The organism is Nocardioides salarius, from assembly GCF_016907435.1.
Classification (GTDB): domain Bacteria; phylum Actinomycetota; class Actinomycetes; order Propionibacteriales; family Nocardioidaceae; genus Nocardioides; species Nocardioides salarius.
On sequence record NZ_JAFBBZ010000001.1, the window covers coordinates 559782 to 573900 of the forward strand.

12 protein-coding genes are annotated in these 14119 nt (G+C 75.6%); 4 read left to right on the forward strand and 8 right to left on the reverse strand.

Annotation, left to right across the window (positions count from 1 at the left end):
* Positions 1 to 15: 15 nt before the first annotated feature.
* The 5 genes from JOE61_RS02765 to JOE61_RS02785 all read right to left on the reverse strand — a co-directional run bounded on the left by JOE61_RS02765 (position 16) and on the right by JOE61_RS02785 (position 6859).
* Entirely contained in the window at positions 16 to 3963 is a 3948-nt protein-coding gene (locus JOE61_RS02765; RefSeq protein ID WP_193670387.1) for a DNA polymerase III subunit alpha, read from the reverse strand.
* A gap of 109 nt (positions 3964 to 4072) precedes the next feature.
* Positions 4073 to 5296: an endonuclease gene (locus JOE61_RS02770; RefSeq protein ID WP_193670388.1), complete on the reverse strand. Its 1224-nt coding sequence runs from the start codon at positions 5294 to 5296 to the stop codon at positions 4073 to 4075.
* Between the two features lie 14 nt (positions 5297 to 5310).
* Positions 5311 to 5766, reverse strand: coding sequence for an SAV_6107 family HEPN domain-containing protein (locus JOE61_RS02775; RefSeq protein WP_193670389.1), 456 nt, complete (start codon positions 5764 to 5766; stop codon positions 5311 to 5313).
* Positions 5767 to 5779: 13 nt separating this feature from the next.
* On the reverse strand, positions 5780 to 6169 hold the full coding sequence (locus tag JOE61_RS02780) for a DUF6504 family protein (RefSeq protein WP_227492163.1): 390 nt from the start codon (positions 6167 to 6169) through the stop codon (positions 5780 to 5782).
* A 186-nt stretch (positions 6170 to 6355) separates the two neighbouring features.
* Positions 6356 to 6859, reverse strand: coding sequence for a hypothetical protein (locus tag JOE61_RS02785; RefSeq protein ID WP_193670390.1), 504 nt, complete (start codon positions 6857 to 6859; stop codon positions 6356 to 6358).
* Between the two features lie 97 nt (positions 6860 to 6956).
* On the opposite strand from JOE61_RS02785, the gene JOE61_RS02790 reads away from it, so the two are divergent.
* Together JOE61_RS02790 and JOE61_RS02795 are read left to right on the forward strand one after the other, a co-directional pair.
* Entirely contained in the window at positions 6957 to 7442 is a 486-nt protein-coding gene (locus JOE61_RS02790) for a YbaK/EbsC family protein (RefSeq protein WP_193670391.1), read from the forward strand.
* 22 nt (positions 7443 to 7464) lie between these two features.
* The gene (locus tag JOE61_RS02795; RefSeq protein WP_193670392.1) at positions 7465 to 8766 is read left to right on the forward strand and encodes a phytoene desaturase family protein; all 1302 of its coding nucleotides are present in this window, start codon (positions 7465 to 7467) and stop codon (positions 8764 to 8766) included.
* Positions 8767 to 8800: 34 nt separating this feature from the next.
* On the opposite strand, the gene metF is transcribed toward JOE61_RS02795, so the two are convergent.
* Positions 8801 to 9691: a methylenetetrahydrofolate reductase [NAD(P)H] gene (gene metF, locus JOE61_RS02800; protein ID WP_193670393.1), complete on the reverse strand. Its 891-nt coding sequence runs from the start codon at positions 9689 to 9691 to the stop codon at positions 8801 to 8803.
* 88 nt (positions 9692 to 9779) lie between these two features.
* Here metF and JOE61_RS02805 point away from each other — a divergent pair, with 88 nt between their 5' ends.
* Positions 9780 to 10868 carry a polyprenyl synthetase family protein gene (locus tag JOE61_RS02805; protein ID WP_307822769.1) on the forward strand — a complete coding sequence of 363 codons (1089 nt, stop codon included), beginning with the start codon at positions 9780 to 9782 and terminating at the stop codon, positions 10866 to 10868.
* Positions 10869 to 10876: 8 nt separating this feature from the next.
* Here the strand turns inward: JOE61_RS02805 and JOE61_RS02810 are convergent, their stop codons facing one another.
* Both JOE61_RS02810 and JOE61_RS02815 read right to left on the reverse strand, forming a co-directional pair.
* Positions 10877 to 11341: a hypothetical protein gene (locus JOE61_RS02810; protein WP_193670394.1), complete on the reverse strand. Its 465-nt coding sequence runs from the start codon at positions 11339 to 11341 to the stop codon at positions 10877 to 10879.
* Between the two features lie 43 nt (positions 11342 to 11384).
* Positions 11385 to 11762, reverse strand: a complete 378-nt coding sequence (locus tag JOE61_RS02815; protein ID WP_193670395.1) for an Rv2175c family DNA-binding protein — start codon at positions 11760 to 11762, stop codon at positions 11385 to 11387.
* 159 nt (positions 11763 to 11921) lie between these two features.
* On the opposite strand from JOE61_RS02815, the gene pknB reads away from it, so the two are divergent.
* A complete protein-coding gene (gene pknB / locus JOE61_RS02820; RefSeq protein ID WP_307822770.1) occupies positions 11922 to 14018 on the forward strand; it encodes a Stk1 family PASTA domain-containing Ser/Thr kinase in 2097 nt (698 codons plus the stop codon).
* Positions 14019 to 14119: the final 101 nt, after the last annotated feature.

Genomic DNA, 14119 nt, shown 5'->3' on the forward strand with positions numbered 1-14119 from the left:
CCACGGGCACGCCGATCATCCCGGGCTCCCCGGGCTGCGGTGCCACAGCTTGCGTGCCACGTCGCGGGTCTCCTCGCCGGCGGGCTTGATGTCGGCGTACGGCGAGAGCCGGAAGCCGCTGGAGTGCACCAGCACGCGCCGGCGCCCCATGCCGCCCGCGGCACCCGGCCCGTCGGGGCGCGCCATCACCGGTCGCGGCGCCCGGCTCTGCGCCGCGCCCTGCCCGGCGAGCTCGACGCCGACGCCGCCGAAGCCCTCGGGCACCACCGCCATCTGCTCGTGCACCGCCTCGATGCCGCCGCGGCGCCACTGCTCGTGCAGGGCCGGCAGCTCCCAGCAGCCGGTGGCGCGCAGCGAGACCCCGCGGTGGCCGGTGCGGCGCAGCTCGCCGCGCACCACCAGCAGCCAGGAGTGGAAGACGGTGGCGGCGTAGGGACCCTGGGCGTCCTCGAAGAAGGTCGCGTCGACCGGCCCGGTGCCGTCGTCGAGGGTCAGGAAGACCACCCGGCGCCCGGAGCGGATCGGCGGGGTCTGGGTGGCGACCTTGACCCCGGCCACCAGCAGCTCGGCCTTGCTGCGCCGCTGCAGCAGCTGCTCGCTGCGGGTCACCCCGAGCGCGTCGAGGAAGGGCCCGTAGGTGTCGACGACGTGCCGGCTGGCGTCGAGGCCGAGGATCTCGAGCTCGGCGCGCATCTGCTCCTCGCCGGTCATCTCGGGCAGGCCCGAGACCCCGCCCTCCCCCGGCGCGTCGCCGAGGTCGAGGCTCAGCTGCACCGAGTCGACCGGGGGCGGCGGTGCGGCGGTGCGGGCCTGGGCCAGCGAGCGGCCCCACACGCCCTCGCGCACCGGGGCGCCGCGGTCGTCGCGGTAGTCCTCGGCCTGGTCGCCCGGGCGCCGGTCGCGGCGCCGGTCGGTCTCGGCGGCGCTCTCCCCCGCCTGCGCCCGCTCCCGCACCCCGAGGTCGGTGCTGTTGCGCGCGGCCGCGGCCTCGGCCACCTGGTGAGCACGCGCGGTGGTGCCGCTCCACGTCTTGCGACCGGCCAGCCCCCGCCCCCGCGAGGCCCGCTCGAGGGCCCGTCCCTGGCGGTCGAGCTCGGCGACCTGCAGCAGCAGGTCGCGGCGGGTCAGCACCCCCCGGCGGCGTACGTCGCTGCCACCCGCCGACCCGATGCCGTAGGTGCTGTCGAAGGCGCCCGCCAGCACCAGCCGCTCGACCACGGGGCGCGAGACCCGTGCGCGCTGCCAGAAGTCGGGCAGCGAGTGGTAGGGCCGGGCCGCGACGATGCGCGAGACCTCGGCCTCGCTGATGCCCTTGACCTCGGCCAGCGCCAGCCGGATGCCCCAGGGGCGGCCGTCGGGGACGTCGGGTCCGGGGTGGGCGCCGGTGGGCTCGACCCGCTCGACGACGTAGGCCTGCTCGGAGGCGTTGACGTCGAGCCCGAGCACCGCCACGCCGAGGCGGCGGGCGTCCTCGAGGATCAGCCGCTTGGGGTACATCCCCGGGTCGTGGGTCAGCACCCCGGACAGGAAGTGCGCCGGCCAGTGCGCCTTGAGCCAGGCCGACTGGTAGGTCGGCAGCGCGAACGCCGCCGCGTGGGCCTTGCAGAAGCCGAAGGAGGCGAAGGCCTCCAGCACGCTCCACACCTCCTCGACCACGGGGAGGGGGTAGCCGCGTCCCAGCGCGCGCGGGAAGAACCAGGCCCGGGTCTGGGCCATCCCCTCGGCGTCGCCGAGGGCGCGGCGCTTCTCGTCGGCCTCGGCGTAGGAGATGCCGGTGAAGCAGCCGATGATCTCGATGACCTGCTCGTGGAAGACGACCACGCCCCGGGTCGGGGCCAGGATCGGGCGCAGGTCGTCGTGGAGGTAGCGCGGCTCGCGCCACCCGTGCTTGACCTCGAGGTAGGGCGTGATCATGTCGCTCTTGACCGGCCCGGGCCGGAAGAGCGAGATGTCGGTGATGATGTCCTCGAAGGTCTCGATGCCGGACTTGCCGACCAGCTCGCGCTGGCCCGGCGACTCGATCTGGAAGACCCCGAGGGTGCGCGCCGCCGAGATCATCCGGTAGGTCGCGGGGTCGTCGAAGGGCACCTGCTGGTCGTCCTCGAGGTCGATGCGCACCCCCTCGGCCCGCTCGATCTCGGTGAGCGCGTGCGCCATCGCCGACTGCATCCGGATGCCGAGCACGTCGAGCTTGAGCAGGCCGAGGTCCTCGACGTCGTCCTTGTCGAACTGGCTCATCGGGAAGCCGGCGTACGACGCCTCGACGGGGGTGCGGTCGAGCAGGGTCGCGTCGGAGAGCAGTACCCCGCACGGGTGCACCGCGACGTGGCGCGGCAGCCCGTCGAGGCGCTCGACGAGCTGGAACATCAGGTCGAGCCGGGCCTCGCCCAGCCCGCTGGCGCGCAGCTCGGGCAGCTCGGCCAGCGCCGCCCGCGCGTCGCGGGCCCGGATGTGGGGGAAGGCCTTGGCGATCGCGTCGGTCTCGGCCGGCGGCATGCCGAGCGCGGCGCCGACGTCGCGCACCGCGTGGCGCACCCGGTAGGTGTCCATCATCGAGACGCACACGCAGCGCTCGCCGCCGTAGCGGTCGAGGATGCGCTCGTAGACCTCGGTGCGCCGGTCGGACTCGACGTCGACGTCGATGTCGGGCAGCGCCTGGCGCAGCGGCGAGAGGAAGCGCTCCATCAGCAGCTGGTGGCGGATCGGGTCGACCCCGGAGATGCCGAGCAGGTAGTTGACCAGGCTGCCGGCCCCCGAGCCGCGCGCGGCGACCCGCACCCCCATCTGCTTGACCAGGTCGGTGACGTCGCCGACGGTCAGGAAGTACGACGCGTAGCCGAGCTCGCCGATCACCGCGAGCTCGTCGTCGAGCCGCTTCCACACCACCGCGAGCCCGCCGCTGCCGTAGCGGTCGCCGATGGCGCCCTCGCAGCGTGCGCGCAGCGCCACGTCGGCGCTGGGGTGGTCGGTGGAGAGGCTGAACTCGGGGAAGTGCACCTCGCCCAGGCCGAGGTCGGCACGCGGGTCGAGGGCGCAGCGCTCGGCCAGCGCCCGGGTGCGGGCCAGCAGGCGCAGCGCCTCGCGCCCGGTGCCGGCGCCGGCGCGGGCCACGACCTCGTGGGCGACCTCGCGCATCTGCGGACCGGACTTCAGGTGCCCCTCGGCGTTGCCGCGGTCGACGTGGCGCCGGTCGAGGGCGACCAGGCGCCGGGCGGCGTCGAGCACGTCGACGGTGGCGGCGTCGCTGCGATCGGCGTAGCGCACCGCGTTGGTCAGCACCGAGCCCGCGCCGCTCTCCTCGGCCAGGGCGAGCATCCGGGCGGCATGCCGGGTCGAGCCGGGGCCGTCGCCGGCCAGGCGGTGCGAGACCACCTCGACCTGGAGGTTCTCGCGCGGCACCAGGGCCCGCCAGCGCTCCAGGGCGGCCCGGGCGTGGTCGCGGCGGCGCACGGCCGCCGCGGCCCCGACCTCGGAGGCGGGGCCGAGCAGCACGACCAGGTCGCCGGAGCCGAGCAGCGCCGCGACCTCGGGGTCCTCGGGGTCCAGGACCGGGGTGCCGCGCTCGCCGGCGAGGTGGGTGGTCGAGAGCACCCGGCACAGCGCGGCCCAGCCGCCCCGCCCGCCGCCGGGGCCGGCGGCGTGGGCCAGCAGGGTGACCCGGGGCAGCCGCGGGTCGCGGAAGACGCCGCCCCGCACCGGGGTGCGCCCGCGCCCGGGCACCGGCGCCCGGCCCTCGACGGGGGCCGGGCGGTGGGCCAGGTCGACCCCGAGGACCGGGCTGATCCCGGCCTGCAGGCACGCCTTGGCGAACTTCACCGCACCGTAGGTGCCGTCGCGGTCGGTCAGCGCCAGCAGGTCCATGCCGAGGTCGGCCGCGCGCTGGACCAGCAGGTGCGGCAGCGAGGCGCCGTGCTGCAGGGAGTAGCCGGAGGCGACGTGCAGGTGCGGGAACGGGTCGGGCACGGGTCGGTCCACCTCTCGCGTCGGCTCGACCCTGACGACAATCTTCTCGAACTCATGTTCGAGAAGACGTCCAGCCTAACCCCGCCGCGTCCCCGGCGCCAACCCGCCCTCACCAGATCGCGGCGACCCACTCCGGACGGTCGACGAAGGGGTTGCGGTTGCCCTGCCAGGTCTCGAAGATCGCGTCGTTGCGGGCGCGCTCGAAGGCGTCGGGCGGGTCCTGCTCGTGCCAGCGCAGCAGGGTCGAGAGCCGACCGAGGTGGCCCAGCGCGTCGAGGTCGCGCCGGCCCACCTGCTCGGAGACCTCGAGGTCGGCGAAGCCGTCGCCGCCCTCGTAGCGCACCGCCATGTAGAGCACCATCCGGGCCACGTCGCCCTTCACCGCCTCGCGCGGCTCCCAGGAGTCGGCGTCGCGGTAGGTGTCGGCGGCCTCGCCCTGGGGGCTGCCGCCGTCGTCGAAGTCGAGGCTGGAGCGGTCGGCGTTGACGCTGACGTCGGCCGGGCGCACGTGGTGCAGGTCGGTGCCGGGGCCCGCGGCGGTGCCGAACCCGCCACGGCTCTGCGGCCACACGTGCTCGCGGTTCCACTCCTCGGGGTCTCCACCGTTGGCGTCGCCCGGCACGCTGTCGCCGGTGTAGAGCTCGATCACGCGACCGGGCGCTGCGGGGTCGGCGTCGGTGTCGCGCAGCGCCTCCCACAGCTCGTCGTAGCGCAGCCGCTCGACGTCGGTCGAGACGATCTCGTGCAGCGCGCGAGCCAGGTCGTCGCCGGAGCGACCCTCGGCGTCGGCGTAGTACTCCTGCACCACCGCGGGCAGGTCGCCGGCGGCGCTCGGGGCCGGGGTCGGTGGCGCGGCACCGACGAGCGCGACCGCGTCGACCTGCTTGAGCCCGGCGGCCGAGAAGTACGACGCCCGCTCGCCGCCGAGCACCACCTCCGCACCCAGCAGCTCGGGGTGCGAGGCCAGGCCCCAGGTGCTGCGCAGCGGGGCGGGCAGCTGGACCAGGAGCATCCGCGCCGGGTCGCGCTCCCCCGGGTCGTCGGCCACCGCGAGCGCCAGGTCGGAGGAGAAGGGGCCGCGCACCACCTCGCCCGGGGCGACGGGCTGGCCGACCAGGTGCCCCCGCACGCTCAGCGCCGTGCCGTCGGGGCTGGCCAGCGCCTGCGCGACGGCGGTCGCGCCGGCCGTCGCGACGGGGTCGAGCAACGTGCGCGCCCCGCCCGCGGACCCGGCCTCCTCGGCGGGCTCCTGGCCGGCGCAGGCCGGGAGCAGCCCCAGGACACCGACGAGGAGGAGGACGCCGAGCCGACGCGGGGCGAGGACGGGAGGCATGGGCCCAGCCTGCCTCACCCGGCGCGGGCGATGCGCTCCTGGAGCGGCGGGTGCGGCACCAGCCCCAGGCACTGCTCGACCACGGCGAGGAACCGGTCGGCGTCGCGGACGAGGTCGTCGGCCTCGCGCTCGGTGACCGCCCGCGAGGAGCCGGCCTCGGCCGCGGCCCGCTTGGCGGCGCCGGCGGAGAAGAACGTGGCCCACTCGGCGAGCTCGGGGGCCACCTCGGCCAGCAGCACCCAGGCGTTCTTCTGGGCCCGGCGGCGCGGACCGGCGGGCCGGGCCCGCGCGGAGAGCAGGGCGGCGGCCGAGCGCAGCGCCGACACGTGCGCCCCGGCGTAGCGGGCCGGGACCTCGGGGGTGGCCATCGCCTCGCTGAGCGACTCCGCGGCCCGGGCGAGGTAGGAGTGCGTGGTCACCGGCAGGGCCTGCGGGTGCGGCACGGGCGCGGAGAAGGAGGAGCGGGTCATCACCGGCACCCCGTCAGTCCGCGCAGCCGACGAGCAGCCACTGCCCGGCGTCGACGTCGAGGGCGAGGTCGAAGACCCCGCCGGCGTCCTCGGCCCCGCGCACCGCGGCACCACGCCCGGCCTCGACGCGCCACAGCGCGCGCTCGGCGAGCAGCTCCTCGAGCGGGCGGGGGCGGGCCGGCCGCTCGGCGCTCGAGCCGTCGGCGGGCTCCTCGGACCCCAGCACCGCCCGCACGCCGGCGTGGCGCCACCACTCCCCGGTCTCCACCCAGTGCTCCAGCACCGAGCGGACCTTCCAGAGCCGCCCGCGCCACAGGAACTGCTCGGGGACCATCGTCTCGGCGCCGGCCAGCTGGCCGCACCGCACCTCGACGGGCTCGTCGTAGCGTCGCATCAGCTCCATCACTGCCACCTCTCCGGCGCGCCGGGCGCCAGGTCCGCCTGGAGCCCCCAGCGGAGGCGGGGTCGAGGTCGCCCCCGCCGGGAGCATGTTCGAATCTGTGTTCGAACTTGTTCCCAAGGTACACGCCCCCACCGACAGTGGGTCAAGGATCGTGGCGGGGCCCTGTGGAGGAGCGCCGCCGACGGCTCAGGAGGCGGCGATCCGGTCGTGCGTGGCGCTGAGGTAGCGGTCGGTGTCGGGGTGGAACATGGTGACCAGGATCGCGACCTCGACCACCAGCGAGAGGTAGCTGAGCACCACGAAGACCTGGGGCGGCTCGACGCGGATGCCGCTCAGGGTCGCGACCGCCGTCATCACCACCAGCACCGCCAGGCACACCCGCGCCCAGTGGTGGCCGTTGCGGAAGAAGACCAGCAGCACCCCCATCAGCATCGCCATCACCACGAAGAGCACCGCGGCGACCGGGAAGAACTGCGGGACCGCGATCGGCTGCTCCTCGATCAGGTAGTCGAGACCCTGCCGCTCGAGGATCTCGGCGGCCGAGCGGTGCCCCCGCGCCCAGTTGAGCACCAGGTCGTCGCGCAGCACCGCCGTCAGGACCACGGTCAGGGCCCCCAGCGCCAGCAGCACCAGGTGCAGCCGCAGGCACGCCCTCAGCGCGCGCGGTCGTTCCAGGCGGTCGTCGTCCATGACGGCCCTCTCTCGTGCGTGGTCTCGTGCGTGGTCTCGTGGTCCGGGGGCGGCAGCCGGGTGCGGGGCACCCGGTGCGAACTCTAGGGTCGCAGCCATGAGCACCGAGCACCCGGGCATCGCCCGGTTCCGCGCCGAGCTGGCCCGCCTGGGTGGGCACGGCGAGGTCGTCGTCCTGCCCGACGCCGTCCACACCGCCGCGCTGGCCGCCGAGGCCCTGGGCTGCGAGGTGGGCGCGATCGCCAACAGCCTGCTCTTCGACGCCGGCGGCTCGCCGGTGCTGGTGCTGACCTCGGGCGCGCACCGGGTCGACGTGCGGGCGCTCGCCGAGCGCATCGGGGTCGAGCGCCTCGCCCGGGCCGGCCCCGACTTCGTGCGCGAGCACACGGGGCAGGTGATCGGCGGGGTCTCCCCCCTCGCCCACCCGGCGCCGGTGCCGACGTACCTCGACGAGTGGCTGGCGCGCCACGAGGTCGTCTGGGCGGCCGCGGGCCACCCCGCCGCCGTCTTCTCGACCTCCTTCGAGGAGCTGCGCCAGATGACCGGCGCCGGCGTCGTCGACGTCGAGGCCCCGCCGGCCTGAGCCGCCTGGCTAGTCTGTGCCCGTGGCGAGGGTCGTGGTGGTCGGGGGCGGGTACGCCGGCCTCGCCACCGCCGGCCGGCTCGCCAAGACCGGCCACGACGTCACCCTCCTCGAGCGTGCCGCGACCCTCGGCGGGGCCCTGGGCTCGGTGCACGCCGACGGCTACCGCTGGGACGCCGGCCCGACGTCGACGCTGCTTCCCGCGGTGCTGCGCGACCTGTTCCGCAAGACCGGGCGCCCGCTCGAGCGCGAGCTCGACCTGGTCGCGCTGGAGACGGTGCGCACGCACCGCTTCGTCGACGGCTCCGAGCTGGCCCTGCCCGGCGGGTCGCGCTCGGGGCAGCTGCGGGCGGTGGAGGAGCTCTCCCCCGGCCAGGGCCAGGCGTGGCTCGACCACGTCGCGGCCTACACCGACGACTGGGAGGTGCTGCGCCGCCACTACCTCGAGCAGCCGTGGGAGCGCACCTCGCTGCCGGCCGACCTCAAGGAGCGGCTGGGCTCGCGCGAGACCCTGCAGCGGCGGCTGCGCCGCACGCTCAAGGACGACCGGCTGCGCGACGTCGCGGCCCACCCCTTCGTCACCGACGGCCACGCCGTCCGCGACGTCCCCGCCTGGATGGGCCTGGTGGCCTACCTCGAGCAGCGCTTCGGGTCCTGGACGGTGCCCGGCGGGATGGCACGGGTCGGCGAGGTGCTCGCCGCGCGGATGAGCACCCGCGGGGTCGACGTGCGCCTGCGCACCGTCGTGCGCGACGTCGTGGTGCGCGGCGGCCGGGCCGTGGCGGTCAGCACCGACGACGGCGAGGTCGACGCCGACGTCGTCGTCTGCGCGATCGACCCCCGCGGCCTGCCGGCACTGGCCAGGCTGGTCGAGCGCACCATGCCGGCGATCCCGCCCGTCGTGTGCCACGTGGGGCTGAGCGGTGACCTGCCCGAGGTGCCCCACGAGCTCGTGCTGCACGGCGACCCCACGCTGGTGGTGCGCACCGGCGGCGAGGCCCCCGACGGCGGCGCCGCCTGGACCGTGCAGGGCCGCGGCCGCCTGGCCGAGGACGTGCTGGTCGCGCTGGCACGGCACCGCATCGACGTGCGCGGCCAGGTCGTCACCCGGGTCGACCGCTCCCCGCGCGACCTCGTCGAGGCCTGGGGCGGCTCACCGCTCGGCCTGCTGTGGCAGGGCCGGGCCACGGTGCAGCGCCGCCTCGGCCCCGACACGCCCGTGCCCGGTGTGTACGCCGCCGGCGCGCACGCGACACCGGGCGCGGGGCTGCCCTTCGTGGGGCTGTCGGCGGCCCTGGTGGCCCAGTGCGTGGGACCCGCCTGACACCGCGGCGACGGCCACGGCCCCTGCCGGCCCGTCAGGGGCGGACGTCGAGCTTCTCGAAGATCTCGCGCGTGGCCTTCGACCGGTTCAGCGTGTAGAAGTGCAGCCCCGGTGCTCCGCCCTCGAGCAGCTCCTGGCACAGCTCGGCGGCCTGGGTGATGCCCTCGGCGCGCATCGAGACCGGGTCGCCGTCGTGGGCGCTGATGCGCTCGACCACGTCGGCGGGCACGTCGGTGCCGATGAGCTCGCCCTGGCGGCGGATCGCCTGCAGGTTCAGGATCGGCATGATGCCCGGCAGGATCGGCAGGTCCACGCCCCGCTCACGCACCCGCTCGACGAGCGAGAAGTAGTCGGCGGCCCGGAAGAACATCTGGGTCACGGCGAACTCGGCGCCGGCGCGGGCCTTGGCGACAAGCACGTCGGCGTCGTGCTCGAGCGAGGCCGACGAGGGGTGCCGCTCGGGGAACGCCGCGACGCCGATGCGGAACTCGCGACGGGCGGCGACCAGCTCGACCAGCTGGTCGGCGTGGTCGAGGCCGCCCTCGGTGGGCGTCCACTCGGCGCGCGGGCCCTCGGTGGGGTCGCCGCGCAGGGCCATCACGTGGTGGACGCCGGCGGCGGCGTACTCGTCGAGGATCTGCTCGAGCTCGGTGCGGGTGTGCCCCACGCAGGTCAGGTGGGCCATCGGCAGCATCGAGGTCTCGCGCGCGATCCGTCCGGTCAGGCGCACCGTGGTGCCGCGACTGCTGCCGCCGGCGCCGTAGGTGACCGAGACGAAGGTCGGGTCGTAGGGCTCGAGCGCGCGCACGGCGTCCCACAGCTGGGCCTCTCCGGCCTCGTCCTTGGGCGGGAAGAACTCGAACGAGAAGGAGCGCCCACCCGCAGCGATCAGGTCGGTGAGCGCACGTCCGCGGCCGATGGTCATGGCGCCGATTCTATGGAGCGCCTGCGCACCTAGGGGTGGGCGTCCACCCAACGGCGCCAGTTCTGGGTACGTCTCCTACTGTGATGCGGTGAGCGACTCCCCCGCCCCCGCGGCCTCCACCACCTGGGACGCCGACGGCTTCCGCGACCAGGTCCAGGCCGCACTGGAGCAGTTCCTCGACCGGCAGGCCGACCGCCTGGCCCCGCTGGGCCCCGACGCGGAGCGGCTGCTCGCCGAGGCCCGCGCCGTGGTCGCCGGCGGCAAGCGCCTGCGCGCCGCATTCTGCTGGTGGGGCCACCTGGCCGTGGCCGCACCGGTCGACGAGCAGGCACTGGTGCGCGCCTGCGCCGCGCTCGAGCTGCTGCACGCGAGCGCGCTCGTGCACGACGACCTGATGGACGCCTCCGACACCCGTCGCGGGCGCCCGGCCACGCACCGCGCCTTCGAGCGCGAGCACCGCTCCGACGCCTGGCGCGGCGACCCGGAGCAGTACGGCGCCGCCGCGGCGATCCTGCTCGGCGACCTGCTGCTGTCGTGGTCCGACGAGCTGCTGCGCGGCTGCGGGCTGCCGCTGCCGCGCGTGGTCGCGGCCCTCGAGGTGCTCGACCTGTGCCGCACCGAGGTGATCGCGGGGCAGTTCCTCGACGTCTCGGTGCAGGCCCGGGGCCGCGCCGACGTCGACGCCGCGATGACGGTGCTGCGCTACAAGTCCGCGAAGTACTCGATCGAGCGTCCGCTCCAGGTCGGGGCGGCGCTCGCCGGCGCCGACGCCGCCGCGATGGACCAGCTGAGCGCCTTCGGCCTCCCGCTCGGCGAGGCCTTCCAGCTGCGCGACGACCTGCTGGGCGTCTACGGCGACCCGGCCACGACCGGCAAGCCCGCTGGCGACGACCTGGTCGAGGGCAAGCGCACGGTGCTGGTCGCACTGGCCCTCGACGGGGCCGACGAGGACGACGCGGCCCTGCTCGACCGGGCCCTGGGCCGCCCCCTCGACGCCGACCAGGTCGAGCGGCTGCGCTCGATCATCACCGGCTCCGGCGCCCAGGCCCAGGTCGAGGAGGTCATCACCGCGCTGACCCGGCGCGCCACCGACTCGCTCGAGCGCAGCGGCCTGGACCCCGAGGCCCGGACGGTCCTCACCACCCTCGCGGCCGCGGCCACCCAGCGCGTCGTCTGACGCGAGGGTCAGGGGCCGATACGGGCGTACGTCGCCCCGGCGTCGTCGCTGTAGTAGCGCTCCCCGCGCGGGCCGGCGACCAGCAGCGCGCCGTCGCCGACGTCGTACTCGGTGTAGTAGCGGCTGCCGGGCTGCGCGGGCAGGACGCCCGCGGCGTCGGGGAAGGGACGCCGGACCACCCCGGCGGGCAGGTCGGCGCCGGTGTCGACGTCGGCCAGCAGGTCGATGACCCGCAGCGGCAGGTCGACGGGAGAGACGTAGGGCAGCCCGCTGACCGGGTCGACGGGCGCGACCTCCCCGGAGGGGGCGGTGCGCTGGTCGGGGTCCTGGCCGCCGAAGGTCGAGCTGCCGGGGTCGCGACCGGCCAGCAGCCAGATGCCGACGGCCAGGGCCAGCACCAGCACCATGGCGAGCGCGCCGGAGGGTCCCCCGCGCGGGGGGCGGACGTTCTCGGGAGAGATCCGGTAGACCACGGCGTCGGCTCCTGCTCAGGTCCTCGTCGGCTCCTGCTGGGGGCTAGAGCGCCATCGCCTGGGCGCGGCGCTTGACCTCGGAGCCGCGGTTCTCGCGCAGCGCGTCGATCGGCCGGCCCGGCAGCGCCTGGTCGAGGAACAGCCAGGCGATGCACTCGCGGTCGTCGTAGCGACCGTCGTGGAGCACGGTCAGCAGCCCGGGCAGGCCCTTGACGGGCAGCCGCTCCTCCTCGTCGATGAAGAGGGCGGGGATCTTCTGGCCCTCCCCCGGCACCGGCACCGCGGCCGCCAGCTCGTGGGTACGGATCATCGTGCGGACCTTGCCGACGCTGACCTCGAGTCGGCGCGCCGCCTCGGCCCAGTCGATCCAGTCGTCGACCAGGGCGGCCAGGTCGTGCTCGGCCAGGGAAGTCTCGCTCATGGCTCCATGGTCCCACCCCGCACCAGGCCCGCCCAACCGAGCCGCCCGTGGGCCGGTGCGCCGACCCGCCTGCGGGCCGCCGGTGCCCGCCCCCGGCGGCCCGCCCGCCTACCATGGAGCGGCCGGAACCTTCCCCGTCCGGTCCCGCAGGAGGTCGCTGTGCCGCCAGACCGGCAGCCGCACGAGGTCGCCCGGCCTGCCCGACAGGGCACGTCCGGCGGTCCCGCCGACCCCATGACCGGGCGGCTGCTCGACGGTCGCTACCGCATCGGCCCCCGCATCGCGCGCGGCGGCATGGCCAGCGTCTACGAGGCCACCGACCTGCGTCTGGACCGCGTCGTGGCCGTGAAGGTGATGCACGTCGGGCTGGGTGACGACGAGGAGTTCGCCGCCCGCTTCGTGCGCGAGGCGCGGGCCGCCGCCCGGCTCTCGCACCCCAACGTGGTGGCCGTCTTCGACCAGGGCGACGACGACGGCACGGTGTTCCTGGCCATGGAGCTCATCGCGGGCCACACGCTGCGCGACGTCATCGTCAAGGAGGCGCCGATGTCGCCGGCCCGCGCGCTGGCGCTCGTCGAGCCGGTCGTCTCCGCGCTGGCCGCGGCGCACCGCTCGGGCATTGTGCACCGCGACGTGAAGCCCGAGAACGTGCTGATCGCCGACGACGGCCGGGTCAAGGTGGCCGACTTCGGCCTGGCCAAGGCCGTGGGCACCGACACCCAGCACACCGCGACGGGCGGCGTGCTGATCGGCACCGTCTCCTACCTGGCCCCCGAGCTGGTCTCGCAGGGCATCAGCGACGCCCGCGCCGACGTCTACGCGGTGGGCGTGCTGCTCTACGAGCTGCTCACCGGCGCCAAGCCGCACGAGGGCGAGAGCCCCATCCAGGTCGCCTACAAGCACGTGCACGAGGACGTCGCCCCGCCCTCGCGGCTCGAGCCGACGCTGCCGGGGTACGTCGACGCGCTGGTGGCCCGCGCCACCGCACGCGACCGCGGGCTGCGCCCGGCCGACGCCGGCGTCCTGCTGCACCACGTGCACCGGGTGGCGCACGCCCTGGCGGAGGGCGTGCGCGAGGACCCCGAGCTCACCCAGGACCTGGCACCGCTGCTGCTGCACCCCGACACCGGGGCGCCCGTGCTCGAGGAGCCCGTCCGCGAGGGCCCCGGCCCGTCGCTGGGCGCCCCTGCGGACGGCGACCACGAGCCGACGTCGCTGCTGCGCGCCGGCGTACCGGCTGCGGCGAGCGCCCCGGACGGACCGCACCCGGCCCACCCGGTGAGCCGCCCGGCGGGGGCTGCCGCAGCGCCGGCCCGACCCGCTGGGCCCGGTCAGCCCGGTCAGCCCGGTCGGCCCGGTCGGCGGCGCCGGCGCTGGCGCGGTCCGCTGCTGGTGCTGCTGGCCGTGGTGCTGGCCACGACCCTCGGCCTGGGCGCCTGGTGGTACGGCTGGGCCCGCTACTCGACCGTGCCCAGCGTCCTGGAGCAGGGCCGTGCCTCGGCGGTCGCCGAGCTCGAGGACGCCGGCTTCGGCGTCGTCGTCGGCGAGGCCGTCTACAGCAACCGGGTGCCCGAGGGCCGGGTGGTCAGCGCCGACCCGGGCGCCGGCAGCCGGGCCCTGACGGGCGACGACGTGACGATCGTGCTGAGCCTGGGGGTCGAGCTGTACCCCGTGCCCGAGCTCGCCGGCCGCAGCCTCGAGGAGGCCGAGGCCGCCCTGGCCGAGGTGGACCTCGAGCTCGGCCGGGTGCGCGAGAAGTTCTCCGAGACCGTGCCCGACGACCAGGTGGTGCGCAGCACGCCGGTCGCCGGCAGGGAGCTGCGTCCCGGCGCGGCCGTGGACCTCGTGGTCAGCAAGGGCCGGCGCCCGATCAACGTCGGTGACTGGGTCGGCGAGCCGGCCGACGAGGCCCAGCGCACGCTCGAGCGCAAGGGCCTGGTCGTCCAGCGCAACGAGGACGTCTTCTCCGACGGCGTCCCCGCCGGGGACGTGGTGTCCCAGGAGCCGGGTGGCGGCACCCTGTTCAAGGGCGACACCGTGACGCTCACCGTCTCCAAGGGCCCCGAGCTCGTCGAGGTGCCCGGCGTGAAGGCCCAGGGCGTCGACGCCGCGCGGGCCGAGCTGGAGTCGCTCGGCTTCGTGGTGCGCGTCGAGAACATCTCCGACTACCTCGGCCTCGGCTTCGTCTTCCGCACCGACCCCGGGGGAGGCGAGCTCGTGCCGAGGGGCTCGACGATCACGCTCTACCTCATCTAGTCATTTCTGACCATGCCCACCTGGTCCCTACGGGTCATTCTGCTTCGACCGATCGGGTAGCACACTCGTTCTCGCGGGCTCGGGGTCCGCAACCCCTGGGG